We start from the raw sequence: 19511 nt of genomic DNA, 5'->3' as shown, positions 1-19511 counted from the left end.
TGTGGATTAAGCCGCCGAATCTAAGCGCATATTTATTTTTTGCAGCATGTTGATTCTGATCACGTTGATCTTTCTGTCACCCCGTTTCACATGCATGAGATATGCCCCGATCCCATCCACCAATACGTTGTCCTTGTTGATTTTAACTATTTCTGATGGTGGGGTTCGCAATACTTCATGTATTGTGACGAAGATCCCCATTGGTAATTTGATATCATCGATGTCCATCGATTCGAGAATATCGGTTTGTAGGTTTTCCATGGGTTTTGAAGAAGTGGTTAGGGTTCCATCAAGTAGTCATAGATGTTTACCGGAGCAGTTGTTTTATGCCGCTTGGATGAAGTAATGACTTTCGATCCTCCGTAATTCCTCTCCGGGTATTTCCTCCTCCAAGGCACGTGTAAGTCGTTTTTTGGAGAATTCAATGGACTTGGGGTCGGTATCATAACCGACCCCATTACGACCCAATCTTATCGCGGTATCCAAAAATGTCCCGCTACCAGAGAATACATCCAAAACAGTGTCACCAGGGTCTGTTGTCATTAGAATTGGGATGATTGCGAGATAATCTGGTGATGGCGCAACATGAATGTAGTTTGGGTCTATCTTTCTCAATTTTGTCCAATTGAAAATTGAACCTTCGATGATGCCCTGCACCTTTTGACTTTCTATAAAATCAGTTAACGAGACTCTCGGTCTCTTCAGAGAATATTTTGGTTCCTTCGTTTTCTTATCACCTGAAATTTCATCATTACATCCTGCTTGAACTGTGATGTTCTCATCTTCAGACCAAAAGGCAAGTTCATTGTATTTAAAGGATGTTGGATTTTTAACAAAATGAAGGATTTCTTCAGTGACAGGTCGTAACCGTCTGATTTTACCTTGGGGTTTTGGGTTGGTTTTTTTCCACTTGATGGTCTGAACCAAGTACCAGCCATCTTCAACCATTGCGATAATGAGTTTATTGACTGTAATTGAACTTACCCCATTTTTATATGACTCTGCAATGTTGATGAAGAGTGAACCATCATCTTTCAGGACTCTTTTTAAACCTTTGTAGAACTCAATACTTCTTTTTACATATTCATCCGGATTTGACTCCAAACCGAAAGGAATATCTGCAGGAGAAATACCTTCCGGGTAAATTCTCATATTGAAGTAAGGAGGCGAAAAGATTATTAACTGAATGTTTTTTTCTTCCAGGTCAGATAAGTCTTCACATGATTTATTGAAAAGGAGATATCGATTATTGTAACCTTCATCCAAGGACTTCATGATGGAAGTTACTTCTTGTCTTTCAACAACTGCCTCCATGTAGTTCTTCATCAGATTGTAAGCATTGGAAATCGACATTCCCTTATTTTCGATTTTATCCAAAAGACCCAACCCTTTCACTTCCTCATTTCCATTCTCTTCGAATTCTTTGATTTCGATAATCTTTCTAAGGGTAGAAGAAGCAAAGTCAAGGCCGAGTAAGGCACAGGTTAATTGAAATCTGTCCTTACCAGCTAGTCCATAATCATCATCTTTGAGATTGATGTCTCCAATTTGTTCCCTTCTTTTTCCTTGGGACTTACCAAGGACACCAAGGACCGCCTCAGCCTTGATGATTTGTTCCTTTAGGGACCGTTTGGTTTTCATGTTCTTGATGACATGAAGGTCACTTACTTTATCATCGGCAAGGTCAAAAACTTCTACCATGATTTTCTCCCAACCCAATTCCTGAGCTACTTTGTATCGGGAAATCCCGTCAAAAATATGGAACTCCTTTCCCCTTTGAACTACTGAGACTGGTTCAATGAGACCCATCCTAGAAATTACAAACTTCAGACTTCTAAGGTCCTTATTGATATATGTAACTTCAGAAGATGGATGAATTTTGACTTTGTCGATAGATACCTCCAAGACGGGTCTGACTTTCACTGGTCTCAATTTGGTTGGGTCCAGATTCTCAGGGAACTTCTGAGGAACTACAGGTAGGAACCTGTATCCGTAATCACGAATCATCTTAGTACAAGTTGATTGACGATTGTTCAACATTTCTAGGTTCTTGTCAGACACCTCTTCTGCTTTGGCAGCAGGGATTGATACCTCGTGGGTACCATTGGTTTTCACTTTTTTCATAAGAATTTTTATTTGAAATCTATTTTTGTTGTGAATATTTCCGGGACAACCATATGGGCATGAGAATCCCTTTAAGAGGTATTTTTACCCCTAGAATTGGTTTACATATTTTAAATGTTTAGATTGTTGTGATAATTATCAGGTCGACAAGATTTCCAAAAAAATACCCTTTAGTCAGGATATTGTTGGTTGTATTCTTTGAGACTTTCTTCTCGGATTTTTTCAATTCCAAGTTTCAATATTTGAGGGTTCTTTCTACCACCTTCAAATTCATCCAACCTACCTAAAGATTTGATAAATTTCCTACCTCTTTTTCCAGTGTCTAAAATCCAGAATCCTCTCGCCGTTACATAAGTAAATTTGGTTACGGAATGAACACTAGTAGCTATTTGAACATCTGGTTGAATAACTAACTTTAGCCTTTCCATCTGTAGAAAGTGTTTTGATACCAATGAACTGTAATCACCTATGTATTCATAATCTTTGTATGATTCGGTATCTTTCTTTAATGACGTAAAATAAATTTTCAGTAGTTTCTTTTTCAATTTTTCTAAACGGATATGGAGGTGAGTCAATGATTTATCCTCCAACACTTCCTTTTTAAATTTATTTTGTAGTACGAGATAAACAAATTCATTGGCCTCCGACTTTTCTTTCAGTTCCATGAATTGTGACTTGTAATCTTTAATCAGATTATTTGACCAATCTATCTTTTCATTAATTCCCGTCAAAAGGAGAAGAAGCAAACATTTTACAACTGGAGGATTATTGAGTTCAAGAAGTAAGTCCATAGCCTTTCTATTTTGTTGTGACAAAGCTAGGGACAACAAAAATGTTATGCAAATTATTTTAACAACATTTTCAAAAAAATCACCTTATCTTCGGGTAATGTGCTGTATATCTGACAAATAAAAACTAACGAATCCCTTCGAATAGTCTTCCGCCTTTTTTCATTTTATTGACTGTTTCCTCATTAATAGGACTTGGTGATCATCAGAACGACTCTCTCATTAAATCAAACCCAAAACCCTGGGAAGCGTCAAAAAAATGTTCTTGATACCCCTTATCGACTATTCCTTCAAAGTAAAATCATTCTTGAAATAGGATATTTTTCGCTTCATGATGTGTTCCATTTTTACACATGAACGAATTGCCAATATGATGGTGTCCTCATTTTGGGATTCGGCAAAAAACTTGTCCTTTAACACAAAGTCTCCAATCTCTACGGCTTTAAATCCAAGAGCATACGTCGGTTTTGGGTTCTCATCCTGTCGTACCACCATCACTAATCCCTTGGCAACCTCAAAGGTGATCTCACCCTGTGACTCCCTATTTGATCTGAAATTCAATTTAACGAAGTCCGTTATCCTCTTCATACTGCCTTATTTTTGAAACAACCATGGCTAAAAAATCAGAAAACTCTTTATCCATTGTTACATCCGCACGGGGTAGAATTAGAATTTCTCCAGTTTCAGGATGGTCTTCAATTCGAAAAAGTTTTGTTGACAATAGTGATCCTACCGTCTTCAAGTGCATCGCATTGAGCTTGCGGATAAAAAAGTCCCTTTTCTCTCTTTTGACCATCGTCACCCATTCTTCTATGAGTTCTATGAAAAACTTTGGGTCTGTGTAAAAACCCTCTTTTTTGGAAGAATCCCTTTTCTTTTTCTCCAAGATGTCCTTATACAGGTCATCTTTAATCAGGGACATTATTCTTGTTAAATCCTGTTTGTTATAAGCGATTTTTTCGACTATGATAGGTATCTCTCCCCGAAAATAATGGCGTAAATATTCCCTGATAAAGGCAAAATTGCCATTTTGGTATATTTCCTCATGGGTGCTTCGGTACCTACTCATTCTACTCTGGTTTCAGGATTTCCTGCCTTTAAAGGCCAAGATTCATATCTAATCTAAACCCACTAGACTTTAATTCTTTTACCAATTTAACTTTCCAAGCTCCATGTAAATCATATGGGATATAAAGGATTCCAGAAAAATCAGAAGGTTTCTCAACGTCATTCTCATAAATCACTGCGACGTGTTTCCTGCCCAATCTTCCTAAAAAATACCCCAATTCAAGAATCACATTTTGTCTCGCCCTGCTATTAAACTTTCTGTCTCCTTTTTTTCTACCCTCATCGTCTCCAGTCATTAAAACAACTGCAAAATCTACATCACCATATTCTTCAATTTGTTCTATGATGGTATTACTACCTGAGGGTTGTTCGCTAATAATTACTGGTTTTATTCCATGTTTTTCTAGATATCTTGCCACCGATTGTTTCAACCCTTCCTCATGACCATGAACGATAAATACTTTTGACTTAGATCTTTCTGCTAGTTTCTCCAGATTGTTTGATGAAACGTTCTTTTTATTTAAAGTACGTTTTTCATCTTTCTCTGAATTCATCTCGATTTCCCTATAAATAAGGCTCAATGAATTTTCTGAAAATCCTGTCAAGGAGAGACTTTCCTTTAAGTGTTGGAGGTTGATTCTAAATTCCAGAGACTTAATAAACTCTGAAATAATGAAAGATATTAGTTCTTCCCAGATTTGACTATTTTGAATTTGGTTAAACATATCCGCAAGGGCCGTCAATGAATCATCTATTTCATGGTCAAATCCAACGGCGTGAAATGTTCTTTTTTGAGTTGCTGACCCTACAAACTCAACCCATTGTTCAAAGATTCCTCTCTTTGACATAATGATTTTGAATTCCCTTGATGTCAAGAATCTGCCTATTCCTAGCGAATCCAGGTCTTCATAAACAATTTTGTACCTAGGTTTAATCTCTGTCATATGCTTAACCCATGCTCCACCACCGTAATCTCAAACTCCTTACAAATCCGCTTCTCCTGATAGTATTCAGCTATATCGTATCTACCTCCGGTCTTTTGCCAGATATCCAACCCTCTTCCAAGGATGATCTTCCATCCATTGTTAAGTTCGATGCTTCTGTCATGTTGGACATCGCTGAACTCATAGGAGAGGTCTATACCGATTGGGGCCAAACTCTCGATCAATTCCCCAAAGGCTCCTTTGGCATTTTCAATGTATTCCTCATTGTTGTTGGTGACCAAATGAACTCGCACCTCTTGGTCTTCTTCCTTTAGTTCTGCTATCAATCGGCAGAATTCTATGAAGTTCCTCATTTGGTAGGGGAGTCGGATATAAGGGTCCTTCAAAACCACATGGGTGGCACCCACCAAATAATCCCCAAATAACCCTTTATAACTCACATTGGTCTGATTATCCCTGATTGTGCGATGTAACCCTGCCAAGACCTTCTTTTGGGGTTCTATTGACATGTTTGCCACTTCCGGGAGTTCCACTTTGGCTTCTTCCTGTTTTTCGATACCCAATTTGGGATCGCCAAACTCCAATACCTCCAAAGTTTCTACCGTGTGCACCTTCCCATCTCTCGCTGTGTATTCGAATTTGACCACTTCATCGTTGAAGGTCTCGTCCATTTTCCGCAGTTGATCTTTGACCCTTTTTCGCCCCTCTATGGCAAAGTCCAACAATTCCTTGACTTCCTTCTCCTCTAAGACTCCATGCGGATAGATGACCTTTACGAGACCCGAAAAAGTTTTTTCAATGGCGGTTTTGTCCCTTGTGGTGATTGTGGATGAAAGTTCATAGTAGGGTTTATAGCCTTGTGAATGGTCTTCTTTTCGCAGTTGTTTTAGGATTTCGGCCAAATAGTCGACAATGAAGCCATAATCCGAGGTGAACATTTCGTTTCTCAACTTTTTCACTTCCCACCCTGGAAGGTAGCAATGGATCCTATCCAAAAATGCAGTGTCATAGTAATCTTTGGGAAGGGCATCAAACAGATCCGTATGGGTCAACATGTGGGGGACTGAATGGTCCGTATTGCCGACAAACACCATGGAAGCTTCAGCCTGATAGATGTTGGTACCCCTGGAGAATGACTTGTTGGCCATGTAGTTTTTCATGATATCCACCAATCCCCTGTCAGCTTTCTTTGTCTTTCCGGCAAACTCATCATAGGCCACTACATCCCAATAGCCCACCAAACCTATCTCTCCATTCGAGTTGTTGACAAATAACTTTGCTTTGGATACTTCACCTCCCGATATCAAGATCCCGTGTGGCGACAATTCTGAGAAGACGTGTGATTTTCCGGTTCCTTTTGGTCCTAATTCAATCAGGTTATAGTTGTTCTCCGCAAAAGGTACCAGTCGGGTGATTGCCATCAGTTTTGACCTGAAGGTAAACTCATCCGGATTGAGTCCTATGGATTGCATCAGCAAATCAACCCATTCATCTTTAGTGAACTGGCTTCGGAGGACCTTGTATTCATCCAAATCAGCTCTTGATACCTGAATCAGTTTGATGGATTCGATCACCCAAGGCAGTGTGTTTCGCTCATCGGAGGGTACATAGGCAATCGTAATCAGCGACCATACACCCTCTGACAATAGTTTTGGGTACTGTTTCACCAAATCATCCCTCACTGGAACCCTATTCAATCCTAGGTTGGCGAAGTTGGCCTCATATCGATCCTCTTTATCATTTAGTTTGACTGAGAGTTTGTCAATGATCCGATGCGAGCCCTTCTCTCGGATAGTCGATTTGATGACCTGGGCTTCGTCCCTATGGACAAAGTGTTTGGCGATTATTTGTTTGGTAGTTTCAATACCCTGTTGTATTGTTTCTTCATCATCCGTCGCACAGTATTGACCCAATAGGTATTCCAAAACAAAAGTTGGGACACTGGCATTGCCTTTGACCTGACTTGTCAAGTCCTTGCGTACTACCTTTCCGCCAAAATGTCTATTGATCAATACATCAAGTTCTTTCATACTTCAGTTAAATTATAAGAAGTCATCAAAATCACTGTCCATTCCTATTTTCAGGGTATAGGGAAATTTGGAAATCATATTCCACTTATTGGTTCCTTCCACCTTTTCCTCAATGACCAAAAAAGTATTTGCACTTGATTTTTGACTACTGGAAATGGTGAATTTCTTTATAACCTCCCGTTCTTCGGCTCTCTTTGATTCAGAATCAAAGGTGTACAATACCACATCGCTTATAATCTTTTTGTTGGATTCATCCGCCTCGATGATTGCAAAATAAGACTTGATGCTCCTCGGCAGGATCGATTCGGAAACGGGCTGTTCTTGGTAGAACTTGATGGTATGGATGTTTGTGGTGATGCGGTTGTTGGTTTTGTTCAATACATCTATATCTACTTTGGAGACGGTGTCCACTCGTTTTTTGGCGATAAATAATACTGGCACCACCACCTCCTGGAGCGAGGAACCACCGTGCACGTACCTGCTTCCACTCCCTTGTTTCCGGAGTCGGTTGATACCTTTTGGAATCAATACATCTACCTCGGATTTGATACCCAGGGATTCTGCCGAATACTTGACGACATTGTTGTTGAAACTGAGGTCCCTGCCCAATACAAACCTCCTGTTGTCCCTGATGATATCTCCCTGCACATTGGCATCGGAAAAATCACTTTCTTCCAGTACTTCATTTTGATAAATAAAACCATGGTCGGAAGTAATGACAACATGGTTTCCATTCATATTGGTGATCTTCTTAACCAATTCGACCAAAAAGTTGATTTCGTCTCTTGATGCTTCAATAACTTTGTCTTCCTGAGTCTTGTCATCACCGACTTTGTCAATTCTATTATGATAGACATACACCAAGTCATGCTCTTGAACCAAAGTTTTGGCTTCTTCGCCTTTGGAGGCCATTTTCATCAAGTCCTCAGCCAGTATGGTTGTCGCCCTGACTTTGGAATGCTCCTGTAGGACAGCCTTGCGGGGTTGACTGCCCTTGGTACTTTTTCCATCGATTAGGATTTCATCTCCGTCCCCAAAACTCAATGTTTTGTGGGGAAGCAGTGAGGCCATTCCCAATTGGGTATAGGAGGGAAGCCCAGTCACCTGATAGGCCAATTTGGAAGTAAACCGAGTCTGGGATTGGAATGACTCATGGAGAGAAATTCCACATTCATACCGTAAAGCATCTGAGATGACCACAAACACCTTTGTCTTTTTTTCCAAGTAGGGAGACTGAATGTCCCTTTTGAAGAACATTTTTTGGGAGTGAACCCCGAAATACCAATCTTTTTGATTGTCAATAACTTCTTGCCATTTGTCACTCAATCGCAACAACCATGTGTTGGAATAGACCTTGTGCACTCTTTTGTACAGGGGATTCAGGGCATTGTTTTGATTGGTTTCCCTGTAGTTTTGGAGGAAAAGGCGGTAATTCTGATCCATTTGGTACCACCGCTCGGTATACTGTTTAAATCCATCCTCATAGTCCCTGATTTTAAGTTCTTGGTTCTTTTTGACGGATTCCACCAACTGGGCAGCATAGTATAGGGTATCGTAGAACGGCCTGTACCTCGGATACCAAAACTTCGATTCCCTGAGCTTGAGCGCTGATTCTACCTTATCCAGGGAAAGGGTTTCGTTGCGGATATGCTGCGCCATTTCCATAACGATTCGTTTATCGATATCTTCAAACACATCTTCCTGTATCAGGTCTTCCACCGGGTATTTTTCCAAGAGTCCCTTGATTTTCAAGTCTTCCTGCACCCTGTCAGAAAGCAGTTTGAAGGATTCCTCAAATGACCGGGTATCCTTCCAAGTGGCCAATAGGACCTTGGCCGAATTATTGACTTGTGCCTTTCCTGATAGGGGGTGGAAGCTCCGCTGGAAGGATTCCAAGACGAAGTCATAGATGGAAGGATTGGCAGATTTGTAGTTGAATTGGTTTTCTACAAATGACCAAAATGGCTCATGCAGTCCAAACCTTGTCAATTCCTTCTTGAGGCTGTCTTCTTTGCCATTCAAAAATCCCAAGGTGTAGGCTTTCACCAATCCATCTATCGAACCATCTTCACCCCCCATTACCAATTGCAGTAGCTTTAGGGTCAAAGTTGTTTCCGTTTCCTTCTCTCCAAGGATATGCTTGAGCTTCTGGATCCGTTCCTTACTTTTAAAAAACTCAAGGTGTCGCTTCACCCACGCCCGAAACGAAAGGGGTAAATCCAACTCCTGAATGACCATCGCTTCTTGGTCGGTATGGAACACATGATGACTGAGCTCTATATCCAACAACCAATTGTCTTCGTTTTCCGGTCTTAGGAAGGGGGCATAGAGCAAATACTTCCGCTGGGGATGCTGGATAAGGAGTTCGTATTTAAGTGAAAACTCGTTGTTATTCACTTTCCTTTTCTCCACTGAGGGGATAGAAATCATCTCAAAATCCTCCAGAAACCCCTTCTCCTCATCGTACCATACAATGATGCGATGTTTGGAAAACAACCTACTTAATCCTTCTTCGATTTTAGTCATTGATTCTTTAAAACAAATCAGGAAACGATTTAACCTGTCTTCAAAACACTAGAAATATTATCGGGCAATTGCTCGATTTTCACAACCAATTCTTTAACCCAAGAAGGGACTTCTTCTTCGGACTTTATTTTATTTCTCACTTCCTTATACAAGTCCAATCCTTTTTTCAAAGTTTCATACCCTAAATTATCATTAAGGGAGGTATTAAAACCTAAGTAAAAGTCATTGACATTTCCATCAGGGAAATCCTCTTCAATTCCAAAAAGAGAGAGAATTGCCTTATTATTCTTTATAGTATCTTCCTCTACTTTCTTTTTTTTTCCCAAATGATTTATGTCTCCATCGAATATCACAAAACAGGGAATCCCAAACTCAGTATACAATCTATAAAATCGATCTATTTCGCCTTTACTCCCACATCTTACTATGGTTATCCCCTTTGCGATATAATCAAACCCTATCAAATCAAAGAAATAGGGCAATAGAAGGGTTTCGCTTTGTCCTTCAACAAGGATGATTCTTTTTGCAAAGAAACCTTCATTAGCCTTCTGTGTGTCACCTGTTTCTTCATACGAATTTTTGAAATGAAGTAAAAGATCTTCTTCGCTTGATGATATCCCATGCCTTATTGTTAAATCCTCGATGAATAAACTTGGTTTTGCACATCGGACATAGGTTCCTTTATCAGGACTTTTCCTCACTAAAAAAACCTCATTGAACCGACCAACATTTAGAAAGTTGGGAGAATGAGTTGTGTAAAAAATTTGCGTACCACTTTCAGCTAACTCACAAAGAACCTTATAGAAATTTCGTTGAGCTTGTGGGTGCAGGAATAACTCAGGTTCGTCAATAAAAAGAGGGGTATTGTTGTTTAATTTTAGTTGGGAATATGCCTTCAGAATTGCTATTGAGATAGACGCTTGAATACCCATACCTTGGCTAGAAGCCTGAAAAGATAAATTCGTGTCATTTTCTTTGATGATCAATTGAAGAGTTCTAAAAAAATTCCATGGATCGTAAAGATTTAAATCAACCTTTAATTCATGATCTGGCCTGTTTAATTGTTTGGCAGTTTCGACCTGAAGGATTTGAATAAATTTCTTCATCACCTGAGTGCCAGACGAATCTTCAACCGAGAAAAGGATTTCATCTCTGATCCTTTCTAGCTCAGATTTAAACAAGTCAGTTTTCTTCAGGACTTCACCTGTCTCCTTATCAACATGTTCTTGTTCTTTAAACATTTGATTGATTTCAAGGAGGATACGTCCCATTAAAGACCAGCGGTTAGAAGGAGAATAATCCAAAACCGACCGATCAACTCCCAAGTACGCCGAACAGTATTTTTGTCTTTCTATGTCAGAGATGTAATTCCGCGAAAGATTAAGACCTGATTTTTGCCTTCCACTTTTATCTTTCCAATTTTCAGATAGTTGAAGGTATTCTCCATTGTCAAATAATAAGGAGATTTGAATCTCATTTGCTTCATCTCCCATAAAATGGTCTTGTGGAAGAGTAGAATTAAATGAAGGATAAACTGGACCAAGTGGCCAATTTATTGCATCAAAAATATTACTCTTACCCACACTGTTCTCTCCTATAAAGGCATTGATTTTAGGTGAACAGTCAATGTCTATATGTTTGATGCTCTTATAATTCCGAATTGCAATTCGTTGGATTTTCATGGATTAATTATTTTATCGAATTTGACTCGTATCAATCCAATCAAACTTCTTCACGTTTTCCTTTGTCTTTTTGTCGTTCAGACCTTGGACTTCGGTTACAGCCTTGCCAAACTTATTGTAATTCACCAATACCCCATCATCCAAGTCTATGGAGATACGTTCTGTGGCGAGTGGATACAGGATATCTGTTTCGTACTGACGGCAGTCGGCTATCATTTCATCCAGTTTGATGATCTCTTTTCTGGCCTTGTTTTGTTCAGCAGGGGTTCCTGTCACTTCTATATGGAGAAGGTTTTTCCGATGTGCCTGAAGTTTTTCGATAAACTCCCTGAGGTAATTATTCAATATCCGATTTAGAGTATCAGGGGTATATCTGTGCATGTAGATGAGCACGGTGAAATGTCCCTTCGGAGAAGAGAAAGACCAGTAAATAGGCCTTTTCTTGTACCGCTGGATATGATCCTTATAAAAGTCCTTCACAAAGTATTTTCGGATATCTTTCCCCAAACATTCTTCCACAAAGGCCAAATTCTTTCGGAAGTTCTTCTCTCCGAAACTGGCCTTCAGAAACTCATGGAAACGGGAAACAATATCATCTTCAAACCACTCGTCATCTAAGATCGGTATGATGTTATCTTCATCAGGAAAGGAGGATACCTCTTCCGCTGACTTTTCGATTTTTCTAAAATAATCCTCTATGGTTTCTCCCTGATTGGCTAGGATCAACCCTTCTTTATTCAAAGAGTAACGACCAAACATGCAACCCACAAAATAACTAACAAGCTGCATAAAAACTTCATTAGAATGAAACACCAAATGCCCATCTTCTATGCTGGATTCCAATTTCTGAATAGTAATTTCCTCAATTGGTACATCAGCTGTTAACTCCTCATTTAGACCATAGATTTCAATAAATTGGCGATTTAACTCTTTCTCATTAATGTAAACCTGGGAAAATTTATTTTTCCAAAAGTGTTTATACAGTTCATAAGTTTCTTCTATTGAATCGCACTTATGATTTAATATTGCATTTTTATGAAAATCCCAAGAAACCTCCATGGAGTCCCAATCTAGTTTTGCAATATTTACATTTTCCAATGCTTTCTCTACTATCACAGGATTTTCAGAAAAAACACCAGTTTTGACAGGGAATTTATTAATTACTCCTACATCAAATTTGAAACCAGGAGTCAAAACAGATAGAAAATATTCTCCGACTACACTATTCAATAAAGACAGAGTAATTAACTCATCTGGAGAATTGAAAATTGTTGCACCATTATCAGTCATTAACATCCCCTCGGGTGAATACCTACAAGACAAACCTGTAGAACTTACACTTGTCCATGTAATTCCTTTTTGAAAGTTAAATTTTAAATTTTGAGGTCGTGAACGGATTTTACCATTTTCATCTCTAAAGTTTTTAATTTCTTCACCATCATTTTCCCAATTAATTACATATTCTAAAAGTCCATACCATTTTCTAAATCCACCACCCTTATTTACAGGAAACCATTTTTTTTTAATTTTTTCCTTATAATTTTGATTTATTTCAATTTTATCAAAAGAAACTTCATACCATAATTTTAAAAAATAATCATCTTTTGATGTTGTTGTACCTTTTTTTGGTTCAGAAAAAAAAGCTAATGGTTTCGAAGTTTCTATAATCTTAACTCCGTTATCAGTAAGCCAATAGGCCCAGTTTTGTTCAGTGATTTTTTTTGTAAGGTTTTTATTAAAAAAGTATGTTTTACTTTCATTATTAAGGAGAGCCTCCTTTTTTAAATCGGAATCATTATAAAAAGTTAGTTTTTTGTATACCCCATAATCAATTAATTTACTCTTTATTAAAGTGAAAGAAGTTGAACGAACTTTGTCTCCATTTATCTCTTTAAAAACCCTTGTACCTAAATGAATCATCGTGTCGATTGAATAATTTCCAGCTAATTTCCTCCTTAAATCTTTATAAGTCGTTTTGAACATCCATGTTTCTTGATTTATCATTCCTAAAAATCCTTTTTCCTTTAAACCCGAAAGACCTGCCTCCATAAAACAGGCCATTAAATCTGCCTTGCTATCAGGATAATTTGTTTTTACAAAATCGGAAATTTCCTTATTCATATTTCCACCACCCATATATGGTGGATTATCTACGATACAATGGTATTTGTTACTGAGAAGAATTAATTGGTCTAAGGTCTGAATCAAGTTTTCAATCTTTGGTCTGAAGAAGATATCAGCCCCTTGAACTTTGGATTGAAGTGAATTTATGGTTTCCTCCAAGGTTTTTGTATTGATATGGGGTTGAATCAAGGAACCAAAATTGGTCGCTTGTTTCATCATTTTGAGGTCATGAAACAATGCATCAGAAATAGAAATCCCCAAATCTTTGAAGAGTGGTTTGATTTCTTCCTCCGCTAAATTGAGGTCTTGGAAATGCAGGATATTGGGCTTGACTTCCTTTTTGAAAAACCTTCTATGGTAAGACCTTGCCTTCATCATCAGGGCAAATCCTGCCAGCTGAGCCGCTCGCTCATCTATCTCAAATCCAAAAAGGTTTTTCTCTATGATCAATTGAGGGATTTCACTACTGGCGTATCCTTCCTCTTCGTAGATCTTGGAAAAGAGTTCAAAGCCGTAAACCAAAATATGACCACTACCACATGCCTGATCCAAAAGGGTGATTTCTTCGACCGAATTGACCTTCAGGTAATCCGCTGATTGTGCAGAAGGACTCTCGATGTAGTAGGGCATGAAATCCCTGAGTTTGGAATTGGGTCGGTTTTGAAGCCACAATTTCCCAAGGGTATTCTGAACCATATACTCCACAATCCATCTCGGGGTGAAGAGCTGAGTGGCCGCAGGGATGTCTTCTTTTTTGACCTTCTCTCCTGAAGCGAACACTTCATCCTTTTTTTCTGAAATATAGAACTGATACAACCATCCGATAATCTCTACTTCTTGGCAGTCTTCATCGGACATTCCATTGAGTATGTCTTTGACGATACTGAAAGAAGATGTCAAGTCATCAGGAAGGAGGAGTTCTGTATAGTCATTGATTTTTTCGAATAGAAAGGGAAAAACGCTGCTCAGTTGATTACAGGAGGCTACCAATAGGATTCGGTAGGCATCGTTGTCGGGATTGATGGAAGGAACCCTACCATCTAAAATATCCATCACTTCCTCTATGTGTAATGGAAGTTCTTCCGAAATATGACCGGCATGTGCTTCTTCAAGTATCTGGGGACTTATACCTGAGACTGGGGTTATGACATTTATTCCCAATGGTTGAAACCCATTGGCATCCATAAACCTCAGGGCCACCAATCTATTGAACCAGGTGTAGGCCACCTTGTCGACCAGGGATGCTCTTCCCATGGAAGCAAGTTCATCATTCAGTCTTTTAAGGGTCTCCGATTTTGTCCTTAGTGTGGGTGTATCATGGGAGAGGACATAATCCAGTTTGGCAGATACTTGGTCCAACAATTTCTTTCTCGCTCCCTGAGCAAATTTCTTGAGGTTATTGGTGTTCATGTAAGTAACTCAAAAGTGGTAAAACAATAAGGGGTATCAGTTTAAAGTAATCTTCCTGTTTTGATGGATTTGTTCCAGCATAGCCTTCCGAAGGGAGTCAATGTATTCTTCCACATCCGCCTCTGATTTCAATTGGCCTTTGGAGGTTTTTACCTTTTTCTCCACCTCCTTGATATTGATAAAGTGTTCTACAGGCGTGATCTCTGCTGTCCCCGGTGTCGGAGGATTTGCCTTGGCCAGCAGGTTGCCGATTTTGTTCAATTGGTCCGTATACAATGCTCCCAACCTATCCCTATCCACCTGTAGGTTGGCAATGTAGTTTTGGGTTTTTGCTCTAGAAATAATCTCTCTGAAGGGAGCCAGAATCTCATCCTGTTGGTTGGGTTTGAGTTCGCCGAAGCCTTCCTGTAACTGAATCTGAGTGATTCTTTCCTTTGCGGATTCTAAAGTGATATCTTTTTCTTCCTTGATTTTTCCAATCAATCGCGCCTCCAAAGCATCCATAGATTCCTTGGCTCTTTTGATCAAATCACCCTTATATGGGGCTTGATCTTCCCGAACTTCTGATAGGAATCCTCTTTCTTGTGTATCCACATAGTCGAAGTTTGCCTGATTCCCTTGTAGGAATTGGAGCAGCCGGTCAAAAATCTTCTTCTGTTCCCCGTTCCAAAAATGCCTGATTGGGTCAAGGAACTGTTCCTTGTCATCCAAAAGTTCATCCTCAAACTCGCTGGATTTTGTCAGCAGGTCGGCATAATCCATGTTGCCCAGTTTCCTAAGTAACATAGCCAAATTCTCCAGCGAAGATAGGAAGGGGTATTGAGTGGATTGGTTGAGATAAGCTCTGATTTCAGCCTCCAAGGCCTTGACCTTTTCCTTGAAGAGTCTGGCGATATCCTTGCTTTCGGTAGCCGTGTTGGTCTCGTCAAACATCTCCAAATGAATATCTTTCAGCCGCTTGAGCTGCGTCGAACTGAACTCGACTTGGGGTTCCAAAAGGGTGTTTGCCCAAAGTCTATTGTTGTTGAGGGTATCAAAGAAATCGCTCTCTTCCAAGGAGTTCGAGTCTTGTCGGGCTTCTATCTTGCCTCTCTTGTATAATTGAGCCACAATACACCAAACTGCCATTTGGGTCCAGCCATAAGGCCTTTTGGAGAAGTGGTCTCTTAGGTCGGTTAAAGTGGTTCTATCATGTTGTAATTTTCTTCTTTCGATGAAGTTGGTGATTTCTCTTTCAGGTGCAGATAAAGTGGCCTCGTTTCCATCAAATAACCCATACTGTCCACTTCTCATGATCAGACGAAGTTGGTTTTCATCCAGGTTGGCAGAACCAAGTAGCTCCAATTTCGAGTATGCCACTTTGATGATATCCTGGGCGACCTCAAGGACCTTGTACCTTCCATCCGTGCTCGTACCAACTTCGTGTTCCTTCCCCGCCAAGAAAAACGAAGATTTCGCTAACAATCCATTTAGATTATTTTCCAGTATGCGTTTTCTTTCCCCGTTCTGTTGACCTTTTTCTGACAGAATTCGGATGATATTGTCATCATTAGAAAGTGACCTGTTCTGCTTCATATACTTTTCCGTCTTCAAAGCCATCCTCACTTCCATAATCAACCGCTTGTCCTCTGGAAGCTTCACCACCATCAGTCCAGGGTCTGCGAGTGTTGAGCTGGCTAATTGGCTGTAGTTATTGTAGTTGCCGGAGTTTGGCGTAATTATTTCAATCTTAAGTTCCTTGTCCCGGCCGAATAGGTCCCCATCAATCTTTCTGGCAAAGTCAAATTCCTGTTTGTTTTGGACGTATTTGATTTTGGTATCCCTAATGATACCATCAAATATCAGTTCATTCAATAATTGGGAAACTGCAATTTCATCGATTTTTATATTCTTGATTTCCTCTTCTACATCCTTTTCCGTATTCGTAAGGAATTCGTATTCTTCCCCTTTTCGCTGGATGTAGGTTTGTTGCTCCAAAAGGTTCAGTGCTTTTTCTACCTTTTCATGATGAAGGGTAGGTTTGGCATTCATCGAATCCAGCAGAAGTACGCTGATGTTTTTCGAAGTTGTCTTGAAATTGTCGTAGTACTTTACAAGGAATAGGACCTTCAATACTTTCAGCGCAAACGGTGAGTCGCTCAGTTGGTTTTCGGCCACGATGATCGAATTCTGGGATTCTGTTCTCAAGGAGGCCCTGATTCCTTCAAACATCCTGTCAAATGAAACCAAGCCATCCAAGCCTTCGAATGTGGTATTTTTCAAAACCTCTTGGAATACACCCAACATGGACCTTTCACCTACTGATTGGTGCTTACCTTGGAAGGCATTGTGTCTGGAAAGTGCTTTTATACACTGTTGGAAGAGATCAAATTGATATGGGATAAAGGGGTACTTTTTCACAAAATCATCTTCGTCCCGATATCCTTTAAACTGCATACCTGTCTCTGAGAAAGAGAGCAGGGTTTTGAGGTTTTCGCCTTCCCGTCTGTAGAGTTGTATCAGCTTTTCGGTGCCTGAGTGATCCTTTTCAAGGAGACGTTTCTCAATTACCTCATCCACGTTTGCCGAAGTAAGTGGCATCCGTACCCTAAATCTGCCCTGAATTTTGGAAAAGTCATCTGACTGTATTCCGGAGTCATCACCCACCAAACTTTCCAGATCCTCCTGAGAAGTCACAACCACCCACGCATTTCCATGGCATTTGGTATTGAGGGATTCAGCGATGGTCTGAAGATTGAGCATCAATTTGGTGTTCTCTGCGATGTACTGCCCCACTTCATCCACAAAGAAATTCAGCCTGAAATTGGGTCCTTTGGACTTGATGTACGAGTTTACCTTGATGGCAAAGTCTTCAATTGAGAAAGCCTGAGTCTCGCGATATTCTTTGAGTAGGTTTTCATATTTTGAAGGATGTTCATTAAAAATAAACCCACATGAATTGGCAACGGCATCATTAACTCTCCTTGATGGATAATCCATTCTCCCTTCCTTCCATGGTTTTCCATACAAGGCATCGAATTGCTGTTTGAAGAGTTCATATTTCCCTTCCTTCTCCAAGTACATTTCAAAATTGGCGATGAAAGGTCTGAAACCGTAATACCCCAAATGATCAAAAAACACCTTGTAGAACACCTGTAAGATGGCGTTTGCCTCCGTCTTGTTGGTTATCTGTGCTTGCTGGTCAATGTTGAACAGTATGCTCTCTGACTTATACTTTTTGGTACTGCTTAGGATATCACCCTTCAGTTTGGGGTCGTCAGAAATCTTGCTGGCAAACAACTCTCCCAAATGGTCACCATTGAGGGATTTGTTCTCCAAAACGTAGCTAAGGATTTTCAGCAAGTGGGATTTACCTGATCCGAAAAAACCTGAAATCCATACGCCGTTGATATTATCTGAATCGTTGTAGGATTCGAAAAATATGGCCAGTTTCTTGGCAACCTCTCTGGTAACCACATACTCATCCACCTCTTGGTGGACATGGTCGGTGTCATCCGCCTTTATTACGGTTTCAATCGGTCTTGAAAAGTTTTTTCGAAAGAGGTCTTTGAATTCACTCATACTTTAAAATTGTCAATGTTAAATGCCCTGTAATAATTGTCGTCCATCAGCTGCCCAAACAGGTTCAGTGATTTTCCATTGTAGACTCCCGGAAAAAACATCAATGTTGGGATGTCGTTCATGGCTACCTGAATATTGTTAAGGATATTATGCGACCGTATAAAGGGGTATACCGCACCGACTCCCTTGATCATGAAAACCTGTGGTTGCGCTTTATTCTTCAATTCAATCATCTTTGGTATAAACCGCTCGTGAATATTGAGCATGGATTGAAGTGTTTCTTTGAAGTATTCCTTATCGCTGTCACCCTCTATGTAGAAGACATCTTCCAAGCCGACATGACTTTCAAGTATTTGTACGGACAGTTCGAAAAGATCAACTATCAAAGGTTTGATGCCTTTTGCCAGCAGTTTTTTACTCAGGTTCTTGATCTCTATCTCCACTTGGTTTGAAACGGCTACATCGTATGGTGCAATCCAGAAAGGTATTTCACCACCCAAGGCATCCATTTTCAGAAAACTCTCAGAACTGACTACCTGAAAAATATGTGAGAATTTGAGATGTATTTGTTCAGTTTCTGTCATGTCAACTTAATTTTATCTTCTGTAAAAAGGAAGATTTTGAGATCGTTTGGATTGGATTTGCGAATCAATCTTTCAACTCTGTCATCCAAAAAAGGAGGGATGATTCTTCTCCCATCGACCGAGTTGATTAATCCAGATTGTTCGAGCACCTTCCAAAGAACCTGCACCACTTTTTTCCTCGTTGATTCTGCAAGAGACTCAAGCTCGATATGGTCAATAGATTTCCTACTTATGAAAGAATTTATATCCCTATCTGTCAACTCGTAGTCGAAGACCATAGTCTTTTCCAGCATCACCTCCGTTACAAAATCATAGAAGAACCTATAATAGCGAGCAAATCCCAATAAACAAAGTTGTTTTTGCTGTTCGGGATTCCCGTCAGCTAATAAATCCAGTTCTTCAACTGAAAATTGCTGAAGTCTCCTGATCATTTCTTGAAACTTCCTTTTACTGGTTGCTCCCCGTGAATCTGACATATCCTTAGGAGATAGGTCATTCAGGGACAGTTGGTGTTCCTTTATCTTTTGGGCGAGCTGGATCGTTTCCCGAATTTTCAGGGAAAGTGCAGTAAATGAAAACTTATAGGCCGATGGATTTTCCAATGTTGAAAGATAAACTTAAGGGATATTTTACTCTAGTTTCAAGTTGGCCAAAATTGTGACGGTAGTTG

13 protein-coding genes are annotated in these 19511 nt (G+C 39.7%); all 13 read right to left on the bottom strand.

What is annotated here, in order from left to right:
- Positions 1 to 6: 6 nt before the first annotated feature.
- Complete coding sequence (locus tag L0U89_RS09915) at positions 7 to 261, bottom strand: hypothetical protein (RefSeq protein ID WP_234861376.1); 255 nt, start codon at positions 259 to 261, stop codon at positions 7 to 9.
- A 63-nt stretch (positions 262 to 324) separates the two neighbouring features.
- Positions 325 to 2124, bottom strand: coding sequence for a DNA methyltransferase (locus L0U89_RS09910; RefSeq protein WP_234861375.1), 1800 nt, complete (start codon positions 2122 to 2124; stop codon positions 325 to 327).
- A gap of 170 nt (positions 2125 to 2294) precedes the next feature.
- A complete protein-coding gene (locus tag L0U89_RS09905) occupies positions 2295 to 2915 on the bottom strand; it encodes a hypothetical protein (RefSeq protein WP_234861374.1) in 621 nt (206 codons plus the stop codon).
- A gap of 279 nt (positions 2916 to 3194) precedes the next feature.
- Positions 3195 to 3500 (bottom strand): hypothetical protein, encoded by a 306-nt coding sequence (locus tag L0U89_RS09900; RefSeq protein WP_234861373.1) that lies wholly within the window; start codon positions 3498 to 3500, stop codon positions 3195 to 3197.
- Positions 3475 to 3798, bottom strand: coding sequence for a hypothetical protein (locus tag L0U89_RS09895; protein WP_234861372.1), 324 nt, complete (start codon positions 3796 to 3798; stop codon positions 3475 to 3477). Before L0U89_RS09895 ends, L0U89_RS09900 begins: the two co-directional genes overlap by 26 nt.
- A gap of 211 nt (positions 3799 to 4009) precedes the next feature.
- Positions 4010 to 4828: a TIR domain-containing protein gene (locus tag L0U89_RS09890; protein ID WP_234861371.1), complete on the bottom strand. Its 819-nt coding sequence runs from the start codon at positions 4826 to 4828 to the stop codon at positions 4010 to 4012.
- 92 nt (positions 4829 to 4920) lie between these two features.
- Positions 4921 to 6954 (bottom strand): BREX system Lon protease-like protein BrxL, encoded by a 2034-nt coding sequence (brxL, locus tag L0U89_RS09885; protein ID WP_234861370.1) that lies wholly within the window; start codon positions 6952 to 6954, stop codon positions 4921 to 4923.
- A gap of 12 nt (positions 6955 to 6966) precedes the next feature.
- Positions 6967 to 9480: a BREX-1 system phosphatase PglZ type A gene (gene pglZ, locus L0U89_RS09880; protein ID WP_234861368.1), complete on the bottom strand. Its 2514-nt coding sequence runs from the start codon at positions 9478 to 9480 to the stop codon at positions 6967 to 6969.
- Between the two features lie 29 nt (positions 9481 to 9509).
- Positions 9510 to 11162 carry an ATP-dependent nuclease gene (locus tag L0U89_RS09875; protein WP_234861367.1) on the bottom strand — a complete coding sequence of 551 codons (1653 nt, stop codon included), beginning with the start codon at positions 11160 to 11162 and terminating at the stop codon, positions 9510 to 9512.
- A 12-nt stretch (positions 11163 to 11174) separates the two neighbouring features.
- Entirely contained in the window at positions 11175 to 14696 is a 3522-nt protein-coding gene (gene pglX / locus L0U89_RS09870) for a BREX-1 system adenine-specific DNA-methyltransferase PglX (protein ID WP_234861366.1), read from the bottom strand.
- 36 nt (positions 14697 to 14732) lie between these two features.
- Positions 14733 to 18257: a BREX system P-loop protein BrxC gene (brxC, locus tag L0U89_RS09865; RefSeq protein ID WP_234861365.1), complete on the bottom strand. Its 3525-nt coding sequence runs from the start codon at positions 18255 to 18257 to the stop codon at positions 14733 to 14735.
- Entirely contained in the window at positions 18254 to 18841 is a 588-nt protein-coding gene (locus L0U89_RS09860) for a DUF1788 domain-containing protein (protein ID WP_234861364.1), read from the bottom strand. Before L0U89_RS09860 ends, brxC begins: the two co-directional genes overlap by 4 nt.
- Positions 18838 to 19443 carry a DUF1819 family protein gene (locus L0U89_RS09855; RefSeq protein ID WP_234861363.1) on the bottom strand — a complete coding sequence of 202 codons (606 nt, stop codon included), beginning with the start codon at positions 19441 to 19443 and terminating at the stop codon, positions 18838 to 18840. Before L0U89_RS09855 ends, L0U89_RS09860 begins: the two co-directional genes overlap by 4 nt.
- Positions 19444 to 19511: the final 68 nt, after the last annotated feature.

Source organism: Mariniradius sediminis (assembly GCF_021491425.1).
In the GTDB taxonomy this organism is placed as follows: Bacteria; Bacteroidota; Bacteroidia; order Cytophagales; family Cyclobacteriaceae; genus Mariniradius; species Mariniradius saccharolyticus.
The sequence above is the reverse complement of the archived record's forward strand: the minus strand, read 5'-3'. Positions and strand labels throughout refer to the sequence as shown.

Bases quoted from the DNA above. Each gene is read 5' to 3' on its own strand.
- pglZ (WP_234861368.1), bottom strand. From the start codon at position 9,480: ATGACTAAAATCGAAGAAGGATTAAGTAGGTTGTTTTCCAAACATCGC.
- L0U89_RS09860 (WP_234861364.1), bottom strand. From the start codon at position 18,841: ATGACAGAAACTGAACAAATACATCTCAAATTCTCACATATTTTTCAG.
- L0U89_RS09905 (WP_234861374.1), bottom strand. From the start codon at position 2,915: ATGGACTTACTTCTTGAACTCAATAATCCTCCAGTTGTAAAATGTTTG.
- L0U89_RS09910 (WP_234861375.1), bottom strand. From the start codon at position 2,124: ATGAAAAAAGTGAAAACCAATGGTACCCACGAGGTATCAATCCCTGCT.
- L0U89_RS09900 (WP_234861373.1), bottom strand. From the start codon at position 3,500: ATGAAGAGGATAACGGACTTCGTTAAATTGAATTTCAGATCAAATAGG.
- L0U89_RS09875 (WP_234861367.1), bottom strand. From the start codon at position 11,162: ATGAAAATCCAACGAATTGCAATTCGGAATTATAAGAGCATCAAACAT.
- L0U89_RS09915 (WP_234861376.1), bottom strand. From the start codon at position 261: ATGGAAAACCTACAAACCGATATTCTCGAATCGATGGACATCGATGAT.
- pglX (WP_234861366.1), bottom strand. From the start codon at position 14,696: ATGAACACCAATAACCTCAAGAAATTTGCTCAGGGAGCGAGAAAGAAA.
- brxL (WP_234861370.1), bottom strand. From the start codon at position 6,954: ATGAAAGAACTTGATGTATTGATCAATAGACATTTTGGCGGAAAGGTA.
- L0U89_RS09890 (WP_234861371.1), bottom strand. From the start codon at position 4,828: ATGTCAAAGAGAGGAATCTTTGAACAATGGGTTGAGTTTGTAGGGTCA.
- brxC (WP_234861365.1), bottom strand. From the start codon at position 18,257: ATGAGTGAATTCAAAGACCTCTTTCGAAAAAACTTTTCAAGACCGATT.